This is a genomic window from Gottfriedia acidiceleris (genome assembly GCF_004138285.1).
Classification (GTDB): Bacteria; Bacillota; Bacilli; order Bacillales; family Bacillaceae_G; genus Gottfriedia; species Gottfriedia acidiceleris_A.
The window spans coordinates 1-18,792 of the sequence record NZ_SCFN01000036.1; the positions used below are offsets into that span (position 1 = coordinate 1).

18 protein-coding genes, 1 tRNA gene, 1 other RNA gene and 1 other annotated feature are annotated in these 18,792 nt (G+C 34.6%); of the genes, 7 read left to right on the top strand and 13 right to left on the bottom strand.

What is annotated here, in order from left to right; translation table 11 throughout:
* Positions 1-191 precede the first annotated feature (191 nt).
* The 7 genes from EP747_RS23355 to tadA all read right to left on the bottom strand — a co-directional run bounded on the left by EP747_RS23355 (position 192) and on the right by tadA (position 4,417).
* A complete protein-coding gene (locus tag EP747_RS23355; RefSeq protein ID WP_097978834.1) occupies positions 192-458 on the bottom strand; it encodes a pro-sigmaK processing inhibitor BofA family protein in 267 nt (88 codons plus the stop codon).
* 122 nt (positions 459-580) lie between these two features.
* Positions 581-808 carry a YaaL family protein gene (locus EP747_RS23360; protein ID WP_056471200.1) on the bottom strand — a complete coding sequence of 76 codons (228 nt, stop codon included), beginning with the start codon at positions 806-808 and terminating at the stop codon, positions 581-583.
* Between the two features lie 23 nt (positions 809-831).
* Positions 832-1,428: a recombination mediator RecR gene (recR, locus tag EP747_RS23365; RefSeq protein WP_056471203.1), complete on the bottom strand. Its 597-nt coding sequence runs from the start codon at positions 1,426-1,428 to the stop codon at positions 832-834.
* Between the two features lie 12 nt (positions 1,429-1,440).
* The gene (locus EP747_RS23370; protein WP_098231028.1) at positions 1,441-1,767 is read right to left on the bottom strand and encodes a YbaB/EbfC family nucleoid-associated protein; all 327 of its coding nucleotides are present in this window, start codon (positions 1,765-1,767) and stop codon (positions 1,441-1,443) included.
* A 20-nt stretch (positions 1,768-1,787) separates the two neighbouring features.
* Positions 1,788-3,473, bottom strand: coding sequence for a DNA polymerase III subunit gamma/tau (gene dnaX / locus EP747_RS23375; protein WP_129692383.1), 1,686 nt, complete (start codon positions 3,471-3,473; stop codon positions 1,788-1,790).
* 121 nt (positions 3,474-3,594) lie between these two features.
* Positions 3,595-3,859, bottom strand: an RNA gene (ffs, locus tag EP747_RS23380) — signal recognition particle sRNA large type.
* A gap of 84 nt (positions 3,860-3,943) precedes the next feature.
* Positions 3,944-4,417: a tRNA adenosine(34) deaminase TadA gene (tadA, locus tag EP747_RS23385; protein WP_129692384.1), complete on the bottom strand. Its 474-nt coding sequence runs from the start codon at positions 4,415-4,417 to the stop codon at positions 3,944-3,946.
* Between the two features lie 82 nt (positions 4,418-4,499).
* Between tadA and EP747_RS23390 the strand changes: the two genes are divergently transcribed.
* The 3 genes from EP747_RS23390 (at position 4,500) to EP747_RS23400 (ending at position 6,512) form a co-directional block, all read left to right on the top strand.
* The gene (locus EP747_RS23390; RefSeq protein ID WP_129692385.1) at positions 4,500-5,093 is read left to right on the top strand and encodes a cysteine hydrolase family protein; all 594 of its coding nucleotides are present in this window, start codon (positions 4,500-4,502) and stop codon (positions 5,091-5,093) included.
* A 106-nt stretch (positions 5,094-5,199) separates the two neighbouring features.
* Complete coding sequence (locus tag EP747_RS23395; RefSeq protein ID WP_129692386.1) at positions 5,200-5,841, top strand: deoxynucleoside kinase; 642 nt, start codon at positions 5,200-5,202, stop codon at positions 5,839-5,841.
* Positions 5,838-6,512, top strand: a complete 675-nt coding sequence (locus EP747_RS23400; RefSeq protein WP_056471221.1) for a deoxynucleoside kinase — start codon at positions 5,838-5,840, stop codon at positions 6,510-6,512. The genes EP747_RS23395 and EP747_RS23400 overlap by 4 nt, the downstream gene beginning before the upstream one ends.
* Positions 6,513-6,736: 224 nt before the next feature.
* Here EP747_RS23400 and EP747_RS23405 read toward each other — a convergent pair.
* Positions 6,737-6,829 (bottom strand) — tRNA-Ser (locus EP747_RS23405).
* A gap of 233 nt (positions 6,830-7,062) precedes the next feature.
* On the opposite strand from EP747_RS23405, the gene EP747_RS23410 reads away from it, so the two are divergent.
* The 3 genes from EP747_RS23410 (at position 7,063) to cstA (ending at position 11,480) form a co-directional block, all read left to right on the top strand.
* Positions 7,063-8,814: a sensor histidine kinase gene (locus tag EP747_RS23410; protein WP_129692387.1), complete on the top strand. Its 1,752-nt coding sequence runs from the start codon at positions 7,063-7,065 to the stop codon at positions 8,812-8,814.
* A gap of 3 nt (positions 8,815-8,817) precedes the next feature.
* Positions 8,818-9,552 (top strand): LytR/AlgR family response regulator transcription factor, encoded by a 735-nt coding sequence (locus tag EP747_RS23415; protein WP_129692388.1) that lies wholly within the window; start codon positions 8,818-8,820, stop codon positions 9,550-9,552.
* Positions 9,553-9,686: 134 nt separating this feature from the next.
* Complete coding sequence (cstA, locus tag EP747_RS23420) at positions 9,687-11,480, top strand: carbon starvation protein CstA (RefSeq protein WP_129692389.1); 1,794 nt, start codon at positions 9,687-9,689, stop codon at positions 11,478-11,480.
* Positions 11,481-11,534: 54 nt separating this feature from the next.
* Here the strand turns inward: cstA and serS are convergent, their stop codons facing one another.
* The 5 genes from serS to guaB all read right to left on the bottom strand — a co-directional run bounded on the left by serS (position 11,535) and on the right by guaB (position 17,676).
* Complete coding sequence (gene serS / locus EP747_RS23425; protein WP_129692390.1) at positions 11,535-12,809, bottom strand: serine--tRNA ligase; 1,275 nt, start codon at positions 12,807-12,809, stop codon at positions 11,535-11,537.
* Positions 12,810-12,877: 68 nt separating this feature from the next.
* Positions 12,878-13,103 (bottom strand) — a binding site (T-box leader).
* A gap of 50 nt (positions 13,104-13,153) precedes the next feature.
* Entirely contained in the window at positions 13,154-13,741 is a 588-nt protein-coding gene (pdxT, locus tag EP747_RS23430) for a pyridoxal 5'-phosphate synthase glutaminase subunit PdxT (RefSeq protein ID WP_129692391.1), read from the bottom strand.
* Between the two features lie 12 nt (positions 13,742-13,753).
* Positions 13,754-14,638: a pyridoxal 5'-phosphate synthase lyase subunit PdxS gene (gene pdxS / locus EP747_RS23435; protein WP_056471238.1), complete on the bottom strand. Its 885-nt coding sequence runs from the start codon at positions 14,636-14,638 to the stop codon at positions 13,754-13,756.
* Positions 14,639-14,771: 133 nt separating this feature from the next.
* Positions 14,772-16,100 (bottom strand): serine hydrolase, encoded by a 1,329-nt coding sequence (locus EP747_RS23440; RefSeq protein WP_419179344.1) that lies wholly within the window; start codon positions 16,098-16,100, stop codon positions 14,772-14,774.
* A 112-nt stretch (positions 16,101-16,212) separates the two neighbouring features.
* The gene (gene guaB, locus EP747_RS23445; RefSeq protein WP_129692392.1) at positions 16,213-17,676 is read right to left on the bottom strand and encodes an IMP dehydrogenase; all 1,464 of its coding nucleotides are present in this window, start codon (positions 17,674-17,676) and stop codon (positions 16,213-16,215) included.
* Positions 17,677-17,791: 115 nt separating this feature from the next.
* On the opposite strand from guaB, the gene EP747_RS23450 reads away from it, so the two are divergent.
* A complete protein-coding gene (locus EP747_RS23450; RefSeq protein ID WP_129692393.1) occupies positions 17,792-18,751 on the top strand; it encodes a YaaC family protein in 960 nt (319 codons plus the stop codon).
* The last annotated feature ends 41 nt before the right edge of the window (positions 18,752-18,792 follow it).

Consider the following 18,792-nt stretch of genomic DNA (forward strand, 5'->3'; position numbering starts at 1 on the left):
GTTTACTTCATGTTTTGTTTAGTTTTCAAAGATCATCTTATTTTTTAACAACTTAATCAGTTTATCACCTTCGACAAAATCTGTCAACAGTTGTTTTTTCTTTTTTTGTTATCGCCATCAGCGACGTATATAAATATAACATCCCCTCGATAATTGGTCAACAGTTTTTCAAAACTTTTTTTATATATTTTTTATACGATATAAATACCAATGACACTTAACGCTACAATACCTGGAACACCTAATACACTTAGGAATGCACAAGTAACAGTATTAATTGGAATATGAAAATTATTAGAAGCTAAAGCATAGTTTAGTATAAATACAATCATGACACATACAATACCTCTTAGTACATACCTGCTAATTAGTTTTAAAGCTTTAACTGGCAGACCTACTAATAATAGAAATAAGATTACAAATAATACAACTGAAATCATAATAATACTATTCACCACAAAAAAACTCCCCTCATATAACTTGTACACCTTTTACTAAGATTGTATGAGAAAAGGAACTAATCAATGACAAAAAACATTAATAAAAAAGAGTCTATTGCCTAAACAATAAACTCTTTTACCTATTTCATTTTTGTTATTAAAACATTTCTAGCCTTTGCTTCTTTTAATAAGAAGAAATATTTAGCCTGATAAAGCTTTACATGGATTAACAGATCATCTGGTGGATCCACACTTCTTTCCATTAACTCTACCTGACTTAAGTAAATATCTTTGTAGTCATGTAGTCTATCGACTAACTTTTCATCAAATTCTTTACGAATCTTTCCTTTTTTTCGAAAAAAACCCATGGTCTCTCTCCATTAATCAGTTTCTAAAGTTCTCTTCTACCTTCCAGAGCTTTTGAAAGTGTAACTTCATCTGCATATTCTAAGTCTCCGCCTACAGGTAGACCATGTGCAATTCGAGTAATTTTTATACCCGTAGATTTTAATAGCCTAGAAATATACATAGCAGTTGCTTCACCTTCTATATTCGGGTTGGTAGCTAAAATAATTTCTTGAACTACATCATCTTTTAGTCTGCTCAATAATTCCATTATTTTAATGTCTTCCGGTCCAACTCCCTCCATAGGAGAAATTGCACCATGAAGTACGTGATATAAACCTTGATATTCTCTCATTTTTTCCATAGCAATAACATCTTTCGTATCTTGAACTACACATATCGTAGATCGGTCTCGATGTTGATCACTACAAATATAACAAGGGTCTTGGTCAGTTATATGGCCACATTCTGAACAGTAAAGTAATTTTCTTTTCGCATCTATCATTGATTTTGCAAAGTCTAACACGTCATCTTGCTTCATATCTAACATAAAAAATGCCAGTCGAACGGCCGTCTTGGGACCAATCCCTGGCAATTTCATAAAACTATCTATTAATTTGGATATCGGCTCAGGGTAATGCATTGTCATACCCCTCTAAAATAATCCTGGAATATTCATTCCTTTAGTAAATTGACCCATTGTTTTAGCTGTTGCATCTTCAATTTGTTTAATAGCATCATTAGTTGCAGTTAAAACTAGATCTTGTAACATTTCAATATCTTCTGGATCTACTACATCTTCCTTAATAGTAACTTCAACGATTTGTTTTAATCCATTAGCTGTAACAGTTACCATTCCACCGCCAGCTGTACCAACGAATGTACGCTCGTTTAATTCGTTTTGTGCTTGTTCCATTTGTTTTTGCATTTTTTGCATTTGTTTCATCATATTATTCATATTGCCCATTCCGCCACGCATCATTTTTATTTCCTCCAATATAGTTATTCTTTAATAATTACTAAATCTTCACCAACAAGATTGATTGCCTCTTGTACGATTGGTGAAACTTCTGCTGAAGTCTCTTTTTGTTTTGTTGTATTTAAAAATGAATCCCTAGTCGATCTCCAATCTTCTTCGGGAATTGCTAACATACTTATTTCTGCACCTAATAAATTAGATAATGTTTGATTAATCGTTGTCAAGTGCTCTTGTTCCCCATTATTATTGATTAAATCACAAATTGTCTCTGATTTAAAAGCAACAATACACTGCTCAGAAGAAGCTGCCACAACTTCACCATATGATACTAATGTCGCAGTAGAAACTTTATTTTGTTGCCTTAATTGATCTTGAAGTGATGTCCAAACTGCTAAAACTTTATTTTTTTCTGGTTTAGAAGCAGCTCTTAATACACCTTGTATTAAACTATTTGGTATTTTCGAACGAGATGTAGTCGATTTCGGTTTTGGACTAGTAGAGGAATCATTCGTTCCACTTACTGTAATACCATTTTCCTTTAAAAATTTTACTTCTTTTTCAAGAGCGTTAATTTTATTAATTAATGGTGTCAACTCGTCCTGTTTTTTCCCGATACCGCTCACGGAAGCTTTTTGACAAAGTTGTACAATTGCCACCTCAAGTAAAACTCTCGGATGATTAGTCCATTTCATTTCTTGCTGACTTTTACTTAATGAAGCGATAATCTGATAAACTAACTCATCATTGTATGCATCGCAAAGCTCTTTAAATTGATCACTAATCGTAGCTCTCTCAAGTAATTCAATCGTACTTGGTGAGTGCCTGTATAATAGAATATCTCGATAATAAACTGTTAAATCTTCTATAAACCGAACTGGATCTTTACCTTGGTTTAATAGTTCTTCAATATTAGTCAAACAAACTGACACATTACCATCTATTATTGCTGAAACAACGGATATTAAACGTTCTTGAGCCACTGTGCCTGTTACCGCTAAAACATCATCTAATGAAATGGATTCATCGCTATATGAGATAGCTTGATCCAGAATGCTTAGTGCATCCCTCATTCCACCTTCAGCTGCACGAGATAACATCATCAAAGCTTCTGGTTCAATTGCTGTTTGCTGATGATTCAGTACAACTGTCAATCGATCTGAAATCGTTTGTGCACTTATCTTATGAAAATCAAAACGTTGACATCTTGATAGAATCGTCAAAGGTATTTTATGAGGTTCAGTAGTAGCTAATATAAAGATGACGTGACTTGGAGGCTCCTCTAATGTTTTTAATAATGCATTAAAAGCCCCTATTGATAACATATGGACCTCATCTATTATGTACACTTTAAATTTACCTACAGAAGGAGCATATTTAACTTTTTCTCGAATATCACGTATTTCATCTACACCATTGTTTGATGCAGCATCAATCTCAATTACATCTGAAATCGACCCATCAGTAATTCCTTTACAAATGGCACACTCATTACAAGGTTCATTAGTAGGTGCATGTTCACAATTTAATGCTTTTGCAAAGATTTTTGCTGTACTCGTTTTACCTGTTCCACGCGGACCTGTAAACAAATATGCATGTGATACTTTTTGCTGAAGAAGGGAGTTTTGTAACGTTCGTATTATGTGATCTTGACCCACGACATCTTTAAATTGCTGCGGTCTCCACAAACGATATAATGCTTGATAAGTCAATTGGTTTCCTCCTTCTTACAAAGTCATCATTATTATACCCTATGTAATGATTTCATGGAAAATATTTTAAAGAAAACAAAAAAACTCACTCAAAATTGAGTGAGTTTTTATAAAGTTACTGCCGTGCACCACTCGTCGATGCACTACCCCAGGCGTTACTTAAACAGTTAGCTCGGCCCAGGCACCCCTACGGCACACGAGATGGCTCACTTATTGCTGCTTCCTTCCGGACCTGACAAGGTTCATGAGTTCTCGTTGCGTAGGACCCAGACGTCAACACCACTTATTTAAGGCAGACCCTGAAATAGATACACCTCGGAGTGGAATTCAGTCTCGCTAGAGCGGATTGCGAGTACAGGGCACCGCTACCTCCCCACCTAGCACGGCAAAGTTAAAACCTAATTTTAAACCGCTGATTGAAGCGGTAGTTAAAGTATATACGAACCTAAATAAAAAAGCAATCCTTGTCCTTATGAAGGTAAATTTTTCTTTCTAGATCGCAACTCTCTAAAGAAATTCGTTAATAAATTACCACATTCTTCTTCTAATATACCCGAACTAACTTCACAGCGATGGTTAAACCGATCTTCTTGCAACAAATTATATATTGATCCCCCACAACCTGCCTTTGGATCTTTTGCACCGAAAACGACTCTTGGAATTCTTGATTGAATTATAGCTCCAGCACACATCGGACAAGGTTCCAGCGTTACATATAGAGTTGTTTCCTCTAAACGCCAAGAATCAATGACCTTACACGCATCTTCTATTGTACTCATTTCTGCGTGCCCTAAAGCTGTTTGTTTTGTTTCACGTAAATTATAACCTCTTGCAATCACTTGGTCGTTGTAAACCAACACAGCTCCAATAGGTACTTCCCCTATTTGCTCTGCTTTTAGTGCTTCCTCAATTGCCAACTTCATATAAAACTCATCTTTATTCAAACTTTACACCTCTTTATTTCGTTAACAAACAAATATTCTTTTTACGAGTAGATAAACTAAACATAGATTGGAGTGAAGCCGATTGAATTCTTCAAATCAAAAAGACAAGCAGTTGCCTGCATTATTAATTGTCGATTTAATCAACTCATTTACTTTTAAACATGGAAGTGTTCTTGCGGAAAAATCAATCCATATGGTTCCGAAAATAAATTACATAAGAGACGTTTTTAAAAACAAAAAACTTCCTACTATATATGTTAATGATCATTATAAAATCGAAAACCCGACTCAAAAAAAACTTATTAAGCATTGTCTAAATCCTTTAAGCTATGACTTAATAAAACATATACAACCAAACGAGGAAGATTATTTTATCTTTAAGCCTAACTACTCGGGTTTTTACTTAACAAATTTAGACGAATTACTTAAAACATTAAAAATTACCCATTTGGTTATTGTAGGTGTTGCAGGGAATCGTTGCGTACTTTTTACAGCAAATGATGCATTTATGCGGGATTATAACTTAATTATACCTCAAGATGCAATTTCCTCGGTTACTGATTATGATGAGAAGGTTGCAATTTATATGATGAAAGACATTTTAAATGCAACGGTTATTCAAACTCAGGAAATAGAAGAAATGATCGATCATTTAGTGAACAACAATTATCAGTAATTGGAAAAATTTTAAAATGGTATTCCGTCTGACTACAGTATGTTAAAATAGTTTCTGTATGTTTTTTGAGTATGAAACGGAATTTGACTAGTAAGGAGGACAAGAGATGATACGTGTACCTTTTATAACAGTAGAAGGACCAATCGGTGTCGGAAAAACATCTCTATCCAAAGCGATCTCTGAACACTTTCATTATGAGCTATTAAAAGAAATTGTAGATGAAAATCCTTTTTTGGGTAAGTTTTATACGGACATTGAAGAGTGGAGTTTCCAAACAGAAATGTTTTTCCTTTGTAATCGATTTAAACAATTAGAAGATATAGACCGAATGTTTCTTAAAAAATCGATTCCAGTGGTTGCAGATTACCACATCCTTAAGAATTTAATTTTTGCTAGCAGAACATTAAAAGACAAGCAGCATGATAAATATTTAAAAATATATCAAATATTAACTGAGGATATGCCAAAGCCTAATGTGGTTATTTACTTAACGGCAAGCCTTGAGACTCTACAAAAGCGTATTCTACTTCGCGGTAGAGAATTCGAACAATTAATCGAGGACCAGTACCTACTTCAGTTAATTGAAGATTACGAGACACACATGAAAGAATTTCAAGCGAAATACCCTGAAATTCCAGTACTAAAATTTGATGGTGATCAAATTGACTTCGTTAATAACCCGAGAGATTTAACGATGATACTTGAATCGTTAGAAAACACCTTACAAAAGGAGCTAAGAAGTATATGAATTTACGTGAAAAATACGGAATACGAAATGATGCAGTTATTACAATTGCTGGGACAGTAGGTGTCGGAAAATCTACTATGACCAATGCACTTGCAGATGCGTTAAACTTTCGTACATCATTTGAAAAAGTAGATACAAACCCATACCTAGATAAATTTTATCAAGATTTTGCTCGTTGGAGCTTCCATTTACAGATATACTTCTTAGCAGAGCGATTCAAAGAACAAAAAAGAATGTTTGAATACGGCGGAGGATTTATACAAGACCGTTCAATTTATGAGGATACTGGCATCTTCGCGAAAATGCATTACGAAAAAGGAACGATGAGTGAAGTAGACTACGAAACATATACTAGCCTTTTTGATGCTATGGTTATGTCACCTTATTTCCCAGCTCCTGATTTATTAATTTACTTAGAAGGAACATTCGATGAAGTCGTTGAGCGAATTAAAGAGCGTGGACGTCCAATGGAGCAACAAACTCCTATTGAATATTGGAAAGAAATGAATACACGTTACGAAAACTGGATTAATAACTTTAACGCTTGTCCTGTACTTCGTTTAAGTATTAGCGAGTACGATTTAATTAAAAATGAATCTTCTGTAGAAGAAATCGTTAAGAAGATTGGAAATGTACTAAATCATTCACAAAAATATATGAAATCTAGATAATAATGAAATGTGGAAGGCGTTTTTACAGTAAGTCAGACATCATAATTTGTATGTAGTCTTCCAAATATATATATATAAGCTGCGAACTGTATCATGTAGAGTTTGCAGCTTTTTCTTTTTCGTTTGTCAGCATAAGTAAAAAATAAATAAACAAAAAACTCGCTACACGAATGTAACGAGTTGATCATCTACAATATATATGCACTCTTTTAATTTTAAAAAAATGGAGGAGTAAGAGGGATTCGAACCCCCGCGGGCTGTTACACCCCTGTCGGTTTTCAAGACCGATCCCTTCAGCCAGACTTGGGTATTACTCCGTATTGACAAGATTTATAATACCATATGAAAAATACAGGGTCAAGTATTCTTCTAAAAAAAATTATAATTTTTTTCCGGAAATAAAAACACCCCTTTTTACAACAAGTATTATTGTCATCTTACTAATAAAATATACGCCTTTTATATAAGCAGAAAAAATATACAGAAAATTCATTTCTATTTATAATGGTACTACCATTTAAAAACATTAGAAATTTATAAGGAGAGAGAAATGTTTGAATTAATACCGCTGATGCTGGAACGAGTGGGTATTCTCGTTATACTTGCCTTTTTACTTTCAAGAATGAAGTCATTTAGACAAATCATTCAAAATGAACACTCCTTTGGTGCAAAATTGATCCTAATTGTTATATTCGGCGCCTTTGGTGTAATTAGTAATTATACTGGTGTTCATATTTATCATGAGTCAATTATGTCTCAGTCATGGCACTTTAATGTAGCAAGTAATAATGCAATTGCAAATACAAGAATTATGGGAGTAGCCATTGGCGGTCTAATCGGCGGTCCGATTGTTGGCTTAGGAGTCGGATTAATAGCAGGCTTACACCGTCTAACATTAGGTGGATTTACTGCATATGCATGTGCCATCTCTACAATCGTTGCGGGAGTTGTTACAGGACTACTTAGAAAAAGATTCGGGATACAGAAAAACAAATCCCTTTGGAGTGTAGTTTCAATTGGAATTATTATGGAATGTGTTCAAATGGGGATTATTCTTTTAATCGCAAAACCATTTTGGGCCGCTCTTCATCTAGTTGAAGTAATTGCTCTTCCAATGATTCTAATCAATGGATTTGGTACGCTTATATTTATATTAATCATCCAAAATATTTTACAGGAAGAAGAAAAAACGCGAGCGCTTCAAACAAACAAAGCCTTGTATATCGCAGAGCAAACTTTACAATTTTTTAGAAAGGGACTAACCCCTCATTCTTGTAATGAAGCGGCAAAAATTATTTTTAAATTAACCAAAGCAGATGCAATTTCGATTACTGATCACAAAAGCGTACTTGCTCACGTGGGTGCAGGTTCAGATCACCATGAACCAATGAATAGCTTAGCAACAAAACTAACTAAGAAGGCATTAAAAGAGGGAAATATTATTATCGCTACTTCAAAAGAGGAAATTCAGTGCTTTCATTTGGATTGCCCTTTAAGTGCGGCCATCGTATTACCGTTAAAGGCTTTAAATAAAACAGTAGGATCTTTAAAGCTATATTACACGGATCCCAACAAGTTAGGAAAAGTTGAAAAAGAACTAGCTGACGGATTATCAAAACTTTTTTCTACGCAATTGGAATTAGCAGAAGCTGAACTACAACGGAAATTAGTGAAAGATGCTGAAATAAAAGCATTACAAGCACAAATACATCCCCACTTCCTGTTCAACTCTTTAAATACAATTTCAAGTCTAATTAGAACAGATGCTGATCAAGCTAGAAAATTGTTAATCCATTTAAGTACTTTTTTTCGAAATAACTTACAAGGGGCAAGGCAGACCTTAGTCACTTTAGAAAAGGAATTAGAACATGTAGAAGCATATTTAACCATTGAACAAACTAGATTTCCTACTAAATTCCATGTTGAGTTCCAAATAGAACCTCATTTAAAAACGGTTCAAATCCCTCCTTTTACACTTCAACCACTTATAGAGAATTCGATTCGACATGCATTTTTAAAGGGAAAAAAATTAAAGGTAACTGTGCAAGCGTATGAATTCAATAATGCTATGATTCTTAGTACTGAAGATAATGGCAAGGGGATTTCTCCAGAGCTACTTCATTCAATTGGGAATGAAACAATACAGTCTAAAGAGGGAACTGGAACTGCGTTATGGAATATAAAAAAACGAATTGAAGAAATTTACGGGAAAAAAGAATATTTTCAAATAAAATCCGACCTGAACATGGGAACGAAAGTATCGATAAGAATCCCATTAACGCAAGAAGTAATGGAGGGATAAATAATGTTAAAGGCACTAATTGTAGATGATGAACCATTAGCAAGAGACGAACTCGCTTATTTACTAAAAAGAAGCAAAGAAGTCGAAATAGTTGGTGAAGCGGACTCGATTAGAAGTACATTGGAACTTATTCAAATTGAAGAAGTCGACGTTGTATTTTTAGATATTCAGTTAGCTGATGAAAGTGGATTAGAATTAGCTCAGAAACTTCATGATCTTAGTCACCAGCCAGCAATCGTCTTTGCAACAGCTTTTGACGAGTACGCTTTAAACGCATTCGAATTACACGCGATTGATTATATTTTAAAACCATTTGATGAAATAAGAATTCAGAAGACTATTGAAAAGTTAGCAAAATTAAGTATGAAATCTATTAAAACTGAGGTGAAAAAGAGTCCTCCACTTTTAAAACAAGATAAATTGGCTATTTCTGTTGATGAGAGAATTCTTTTAATAACGTTCGAAGAGATTATCTACATTTTTACACAAGAAGGTAAAACAAGTGTCGTTACTGATAAGATGACTTATCGAATAAATGAACCTTTAATCAATTTAGAACGAAAACTACAAAATACATCATTTACCCGTGTCCATCGAAGCTATATTGTCAATTTGGATAAAATCATTGAAATTCAGCCTTGGTTTAATTCCACATATAATTTAATTATGAATGATGGTGAAACAGTACCTGTTAGCCGAACATACACAAAGGAGCTTAAACAACTTTTTGATTTATAAGCTTGTATTTCAATATAAAATTCATGCTTCTCAACCTGTTTTTATTGCAACTTACGGTGAAAATTCAAAATTTTAATTTTCATAAAGTAAAATGAATGTAAATAAAAAGAAACAGGGGAGGCTTATTAAATAAAATGAATGCGGTTACAATTGTTATTGCTTCTATGTGTATTTTGATGATTGCATATCGTCTATACGGAACATTTATGGCTGTGAAGGTACTTAAGTTAAATGATTCCATACCTACTCCAGCCCATGAGTTAAATGATGGTAAGGACTATGTTCCTACTAACAAATGGGTAACATTTGGTCATCACTTTGCTGCAATCGCAGCAGCTGGCCCTCTAGTAGGTCCAATTTTGGCCGCTCAATTTGGTTACCTTCCAGGTCTGTTATGGCTTTTAATTGGTGCTGTAATTGGTGGAGCAGTACACGATGCAGTCGTTTTATATGCTTCAATGAGAAAGAAAGGCAAGACGCTATCAGAAGTAGCAAAAGAAGAGCTTGGACCAGTTGCAGGCTTCTGTACGGGACTAGCTATGCTTTTCATTATTACAATTACAATGGCCGGACTTTCAATGGTTGTTCTACATGCGCTTGAAAATAATCCTTGGGGGACATTTGCAGTTGGAATCACAATACCAATTGCTATGGGTGTAGGACTATTATATAAAAAAACTGGCAATTTAAAATTAGCTTCAACGATTGGATTTATTTTGTTAATGGTTGGAGTCTTTATGGGACCGACAATTCAAGAAACTGCTATAGGTGATTTTTTAACATTTGATACGCGAACGTTGGCAATCATACTACCTATCTATGCGTTTTTTGCAGCTGCTTTGCCAGTATGGCTTTTACTGGCACCCCGTGACTATTTAAGTAGTTTTATGAAAATCGGTGTATTTATTGCACTCATTATTGGGGTGTTTATTATTAATCCATCCATACAATTTCCAACTGTAACTAAATTTGTTAACGGTGGGGGACCCATTTTAGCTGGTCCAGTTTGGCCATTTATTTCAATTACAATAGCATGTGGAGCAATCTCAGGTTTTCATGCATTTGTGGGCTCCGGTACAACTCCAAAAATGCTTGATCGGTGGAGCGATATAAAGGTAGTAGGATTTGGTGCAATGCTAGTTGAATGTTTAGTAGGTATTATGGCTTTAATCGCTGCTACTGCACTTCAACCAGCAGACTACTTTGCAATTAACTCTACTCCAGAAGTTTTTAAAACGTTGGGAATGAATGTTGTCCACTTACCGGAACTTAGTAAAGAAATTGGATTAAGTCTAGAAGGACGTACTGGTGGAGCTGTTACATTGGCAGTTGGTATGACGTACATATTTACATCCATCCCTTGGTTTACTCACCTAGCGTCATACTTCTTCCAGTTTGTTGTTATGTTCGAAGCCGTATTTATTTTAACAGCAATTGACGCTGGAACTCGAGTGGCACGATATTTAATTCAAGATTTCTTTGGTGAATATTATAAACCATTGAAGAAAACAGATTGGGTACCAGGATCGATTTTTGCAAGTGCGCTAGCATGCTTTATGTGGGGATATCTCTTATTTTCAGGAGATATTGGATCAATCTGGGCATTATTTGGAGTATCTAATCAATTAATGGCTTCTATTGGATTAATCATTGGGGCAACGGTACTATTAAAGATAGCTGATAAACGTTGGTATATGCTTACATGTTTGATTCCTCTTGCCTATCTATTTATCACTGTAAATTATGCAGGATACTGGATGATCAAAAATGTTTATCTAAACCATGATGCAGCCGGTTATAGTATGTTAAATGGTGTCTTATCTATCATTATGTTAGTTTTAGGTGTCGTAATTTTAATATCAGCTATTAAAAAATGGATGGAATTGTGGAACATACCTAATTATAAAATTAATGTTAAAACGATCTAAATAAAAAGCAGATGTATCTGAGAATCATTTCTCAAATAACATCTGCTTTTCTAGTTATTTAATTACTTCTTTTCCACCCATATACGGACGAAGAACTTCAGGAATAATAACTGAACCATCCGCTTGTTGGTAGTTTTCTAAAATTGCAGAAACCGTACGTCCAATTGCAAGACCAGAACCGTTTAATGTATGAAGAAATTCTGGTTTTCCTTTTGGTTCACGTCTGAAGCGTATATTCGCTCTTCTTGCTTGGAACGCCTCAAAGTTACTACAAGAAGAAATTTCTTTGTATGCATCATAGCTTGGTAACCAAACTTCAATGTCATACGTTTTTGCAGAAGAAAATCCAATATCTCCAGCACATAATGTAATGACACGGTATGGTAATCCTAATAATTGAAGAACTTTTTCAGCTTGAGATGTTAATTTTTCTAACTCAATATAAGAATCTTCAGGTTTTACAAAGCGCACTAGTTCAACTTTATTAAATTGGTGCTGGCGAATTAACCCTCGTGTATCACGACCAGCAGAACCTGCCTCAGAGCGGAAACACGCGCTATATGCAGTATATGCAATCGGTAATTGAGCAGCATCAAGAATTTCGTCACGATGATAGTTTGTTACAGGTACCTCTGCAGTAGGTACTAAGAAATAGTCTTCTTTTTCGATACGAAATGCGTCTTCTTCAAATTTTGGCAGTTGTCCTGTACCGATCATGCTAGCACGATTTACAAGGTTTGGAGGTAGTACTTCAGTGTATCCATGCTCCTCTGTATGAAGATCTAACATAAAGCTGATTAAAGCACGTTCAAGTCTAGCTCCTAAGCCTTTATAGAAAGTAAAACGGCTACCAGTAACTTTTGCTCCACGTTCGAAATCTAAAATATCTAAATCAACACCTAAGTCCCAATGCGCCTTTGGTTCAAAATCAAATGTACGAACTTCACCTATTCTACGAATTTCAACATTATCATCTTCTGTTAATCCAACAGGTACTGAATCACTAACTAAGTTTGGAATTGTAAATAAAATAGCATCTAATTGCTCTTCTAAAGTTCTAATCTCTTCATCTAGAGCTTTAATTTTATCCCCAACTTCTCTCATTTCAACAATTAGTGCCTCTGCATCTTTTTTCTCACGCTTTAATACACTAATTTCTTGGCTAACCTCATTACGTCGGCTTTTTAAACCTTCTACTTGAACAAGTAATTCTCTACGGTTTAAATCTAAGTCTTCAAATTTTTCGATATAACTTATGTCTCCACCACGTAACTGAAGTTTTGCTTTTACATCTTCAAAATTGCTACGTAATAATTTAATGTCTAACATTTTTAAATTCCTCCTATTCTTTTATTGTCTAAAGGATAAAAATAAATACAAAAAAGCCCTCATCCCATAAAAGGGACGAGAGCTACCCGCGTTGCCACCCTAATTGAAGAATTAATAAATAATCCTTCCACCTTAGTATAGTTAACGGACTATAGTACCGGAGTTACTTACTAGCTATATAGCATTCCGTAACCCGCTCAAGAATGGATTCACAAGTCTTCATTACCGGTTTGCACCAACCACCGACTCTCTATAAATTTAGAACTTGCTACTATTTTCTTTCATCGCTTTAGACAATTTAAATTATATAATAATTTACTATAAGCTTTTACTTTTTTCAATAGTTACATACTTAAATTTGCACTTTTTTCCTTAACCATCTCTACAAAGTAATTCATAAAACGGTAATCATTCGTTAATTCCGGATGGAAAGATGCCGCTAACATGTGATTTTGTCTAACTGCTACAATATTACCATCATGTTCTGCAATAACCTCTGCACCACTTGATACTGAACGAATAAATGGTGCTCTGATAAATACAGCTGGGTAGTCTTCACATACGCCTTTAATTGGGATGTTTACTTCAAAACTATCCACTTGTCTACCATAAGCATTACGTTCAGCTACCATATCCATAACTCCTAGATGCACCGTGTCATCATTTGCAATCTCTTTTGAAAGTAAGATCATGCCTGCACATGTACCGAATGCTGGTAAACCATTTTCGATTTTCTCTTTTAAAGGTTCTAACAACCCGACATGATCAAGCAACTTACGCATTGCAGTGCTCTCTCCACCAGGTAATACAATACCATCAAGTCCATCTAAATGTTCTACACGTTTCACGATAACAGCTTCAGCACCACATGCTTTAATTGCATTTATATGTTCTTGAACTGCACCTTGTAATGCTAATACACCTATTTTCATAAATTCACCAACTTAAATGCTACGATCTTGCATACGATCTGCTGCAGCAAGTTGTCTCATATCGATACCTTTCATAGCAGGACCTAAGTTTTTAGAAAGGTTAGCGATTAATTCATAATCTTGATAGTGAGTAGTAGCTTGTACAATCGCACGAGCAAATTTCTCAGGATTTTCTGACTTGAAGATACCAGATCCTACGAATACACCGTCAGCTCCTAATTCCATCATTAAAGCTGCATCTGCAGGTGTTGCTACTCCGCCAGCCGCAAAGTTAACAACTGGTAAACGACCAAGCTCTTTAATTTGAAGTAATAATTCGAATGGAGCGCCAAGGTTTTTAGCTTCAACCATTAATTCATCACGTGATAAACCAACTACTTTGCGGATTTCTCCGTTAATTTGGCGTAAGTGACGTACTGCTTCTACAATGTTTCCAGTACCTGGCTCACCTTTTGTACGTAGCATAGATGCGCCTTCACCAATACGACGAAGTGCTTCACCTAAGTTACGGCAACCACAAACGAATGGAACAGTGTAATCTGATTTATTAATATGGAAGATATCATCTGCTGGAGATAATACTTCACTCTCATCGATGTAATCTACTCCCATTGCTTCTAAAACACGCGCTTCAACGATATGTCCAATACGAGCTTTAGCCATTACAGGAATACTAACAGCGTTAAGAATTTCCTCAGTAATACTTGTATCAGCCATACGGGCTACTCCGCCAGCTGCACGAATATCAGATGGTACCTTTTCTAATGCCATTACTGCTACTGCACCAGCAGCTTCTGCAATTTTAGCTTGCTCAGCATTTACTACGTCCATAATAACGCCGCCTTTTTGCATTTCTGCCATGCCGCGTTTTACACGTTCTGTTCCTGTTAAATTCATTGTTATGCCCCTCCATTATTAAAGCTTACTTGGTAACATTTTAGTATTTCTCTTCCCCTAGTTAAAGTTACCTTACCTTTATTTTACTGAAAAAATGACAACTTAACAATTACTGATATATTTATATAGAAATTTATTTAAATAAACCACCAATTCCGCTTATGATATTATCCCATAAATTCCCAAAAAATGAACCAATTCCTCTGAATGATAAAACTAACCAATTTGCTTTATCAACACTTTTATCAACTACTAAATCATACGATTGATTATTAGTATTGATAAATCCTAAATCTTCATTCTTTGAAGATTTAACCACTATTTGTCCAACCTTTGTTCCTTTTTTAATTGGAGCTTTAATATTGCCATTCTTATCAATTGATTTACCTGATAATTGGACTGTTGCTTTATAATTTTTAGCTTCACCGCGTTTTACAGCTAAAGTAACGTCGTCTTTTGCTACTACTTTTACTTCTTTATCTTTACCTTTAACTACTTTTACTGTTTTATTACCTTTTATTGTTTGACCTTTTGTTACCAATGTAACCTTTTCGAAGTTACTGAACCCGTAATCCATTAATTTAGCCGTTTCACTAAATCTTGAGTTATAAGAGTTTGCCCCCATTACAACTGTAATATAACGTTGACCATCTCTTTTAGCAGTTCCAGTAAAACAGAAGCCAGCTGAATCTGTTGAACCTGTTTTTAATCCATCCATACCTGGGTACTGAAATACTAATCCTGGTAACATCCAGTTCCAGTTATCCATTTTTACTGGATACTTTCCACCTTCTTGGAATGTTTTCTTTGGAATTGAAGAAGTTTGAAGTACTTCAGGATATGTTTTAATTAGATTATAAGCTAATTTTGCTACACCGTTTGCTGACATAATATTTTCATCAGTAAGGGCAGTTCCCTCTGGTTGCATACCTTGTAAGTCTTTATTTACTAAACCAGTAGCATTAACAAATTTAACGTCTCCTAGGCCTAGTTCCTTTGCTTTAGCGATCATTAATTGGACGAAGTTTTTCTCAGATCCACCAATTTTTTCTGCTAGTGCTATTGTCGCACCGTTTGCTGAATAAATTGCAGCTGCTTCGTATAATTCTCTTACAGTATATTGACCACCTAATTCAAGTGGTACGTTAGATAATCCTGTGTTTTGAGAGATTTTATGAGCATAATCAGATACAGTTACCTTCTCGTCCCAAGAAATTTTCCCATTTTTTATCGCTTCATTAACTAGATACTCTGTCATCATTTTAGACATACTTGCAATCGGTAATGGAGCTTTTGAATTTTTTTCATATAATATTTTCCCTGAATTTGCATCAACTAAAATTGCAGCTTTAGCTTGAATGCCTAAAACGTCCTCTGCAGCAGCCGGTCGTAAATTCATTGGGATGATTATAGTTATCGCTAATGCTATTACTATCAATTTTGTTAGTATTTTCTTTCCAATCACTGTTTTACCTCCAACCTTTAATCTCACTTGTTCATTTTAACACAATTATTTCCCAAAAAATAGGCAACTACAATTTCTTGTAATTGCCCTAGGTACATTGCTTAAATTATTATAATGAGTAATTTGGTGCTTCTTTTGTAATATGAACATCGTGTGGATGACTTTCACGTAATCCAGCACCAGACATACGAATAAACTGTGCGTTATCTCTTAATTCATTTAGTGTAGCAGTACCACAGTAACCCATACCAGCTCTAATCCCACCAATTAGTTGGTGAACTGTATCAGCTAATGGGCCTTTATATGGAACACGTCCTTCGATACCTTCAGGAACTAGTTTTTTATTACCTTCTTGGAAATAACGATCTTTACTTCCTCTTTCCATTGCACCAACAGAACCCATACCACGGTATACTTTAAATTGTCTACCTTGGAAGATTTCTGTTTCACCAGGGCTTTCTTGTACACCAGCAAACATACTACCTAACATAACTACATGTCCGCCAGCTGCAAGAGCTTTAACGATATCTCCAGAGTACTTAATACCGCCATCTGCAATAATAGGAACTCCGTACTCTCTAGCAACAGAAGCACAGTCATAAACCGCAGTTAGTTGAGGAACACCTACTCCAGCAACAACTCGAGTGGTACAGATAGAACCTGGTCCAATACCAACTTTTACGATATCTGCTCCAGCTTCAATAAGTTCTTTAGTTGCTTCACCTGTTGCAACATTACCAGCAATTATTGCTAATTCTGGGAATCTACTTCTAATTTCTTTTACTTTTTCAATAACGCCTTTAGAGTGACCATGTGCTGTATCAATTACAATTACATCGACATTAGCTTTCACTAAAAACTCTACTCTTTGGAGTGCATCTTTTGTTACTCCTACTGCTGCACCTACAAGTAATCGTCCTTGTTGATCTTTCGCTGAGTTTGGAAACTCAATTACTTTTTCAATATCCTTAATTGTAATTAGGCCATTTAAAGTACCGTCTTCATTAACTAGGGGTAGCTTTTCAATTTTATGTTTTTGAAGAATTTTTTCTGCTTCTGCAAGTGTAGTTCCAACAGGAGCAGTTACTAGATTTTCTTTTGTCATAACATCTGAAATAACAATTGAATAATCTTGAATAAAACGTAAATCACGATTTGTTAAAATACCTACTAATTTTCTATTCTCTGTATCATCTACGATTGGTACACCTGAAATACGATATTTACCCATTAAATATTCAGCGTCTGCTACTTTATGAGTTGGTGTTAAGAAGAATGGATCATCAATTACACCACTTTCAGAACGCTTTACTTTGTCTACCTGTTCAGCTTGTTCTTCAATTGACATATTTTTGTGGATGATACCTAGTCCACCTTGTCTAGCCATTGCAATAGCCATATCTGCTTCTGTAACTGTATCCATTCCTGCGCTGATTAATGGAATATTTAATTGAATTTTCTCAGTTAATCTCACACTTACATCAACTTGATTTGGAAGTACTTCAGATTTCGCTGGAACTAGTAAAACATCATCAAAAGTAAGTCCTTCTTTTACGAATTTTGATTCCCACATAAAAAAGCCCCCCTATACACGTATAAATATTATTAGTAGATTAACAATAGGATAAAACACTGTCAAGGAAGTCAAATTATGTTTAAATATTCAGTTAATAAGGAGTTCCTCTCTTATGTTATACTCGTATAGTAATGCATGGGATGAGCTATGTTATTTTAGCTCTGCACAATATTCAAAAAACTATCTTCAAACAAAATATGAACGAACTAATTCGAAGGAACAAAAAACAAAGGCTTTCCGTAATGCTTATCCGTTTTTATATTATATTGAGCATGGGAAAAGTTATTTTCAGGCAGCTCAAAATTCTCAAATTAATGTAAAACCTACATTACTGTTTTATGGACTTGTACAATTATTAAAGGCTTGCATCCTCACCGTAGATCCTGATTACCCGAGTACCACTTCAATCCTGGCTCACGGTGTTACCTCAAGAAAAATAAAAAAAGTAGGATACTCTTTTGTTGATGACGAAGTTAAAATCCAAAAAAATGGATTATTTACTCATGCTTCTAAAGCATTATTTAATCTAAATAATTTAGAAAGTGAAAAGTTTACAATGCTTCAGCTTTTACAATCGATACCTGAATTAAATAAAGTCCTTAAAATTACAAAAAAAGGAAATTTATTTCTCCCAATTACTGTTGATAATGATGTAATCACTCTACCTGAACAAATTTTGTCATCCTATCATTTTACTTCAGAACGTTTTATTTCATTTCTTCAATCAAAGCAAGCTTCCATAGATATTGTAATTGTAGAACAGAATCAAAAGCAAATTAAAATTAAATCAAATTTTCCTGATAAAATTTTAAATAAAGCACCATTTTATTTTAATATATTAAATCAAAGTTATTTTTTAAAATCACAAAAGGAAGCGCTTTTATTATTACCTGAAATTCTTTACCACTATCTGCTTTTATATAACTTGAGTATGATTTGTCGCTATGAAACTGACTGGTGGTGTGAACTTTTACAGACCTATTCTACTGATGATTATCCTTTGATAAACCAATTTTTAACAACAACGGAACAAAAAATTCCTTATTTAATTCATCGTTTTTTAACTACATAATGACAAAAAAACATCAGCCTAATAGCTGATGTTTTTCATTT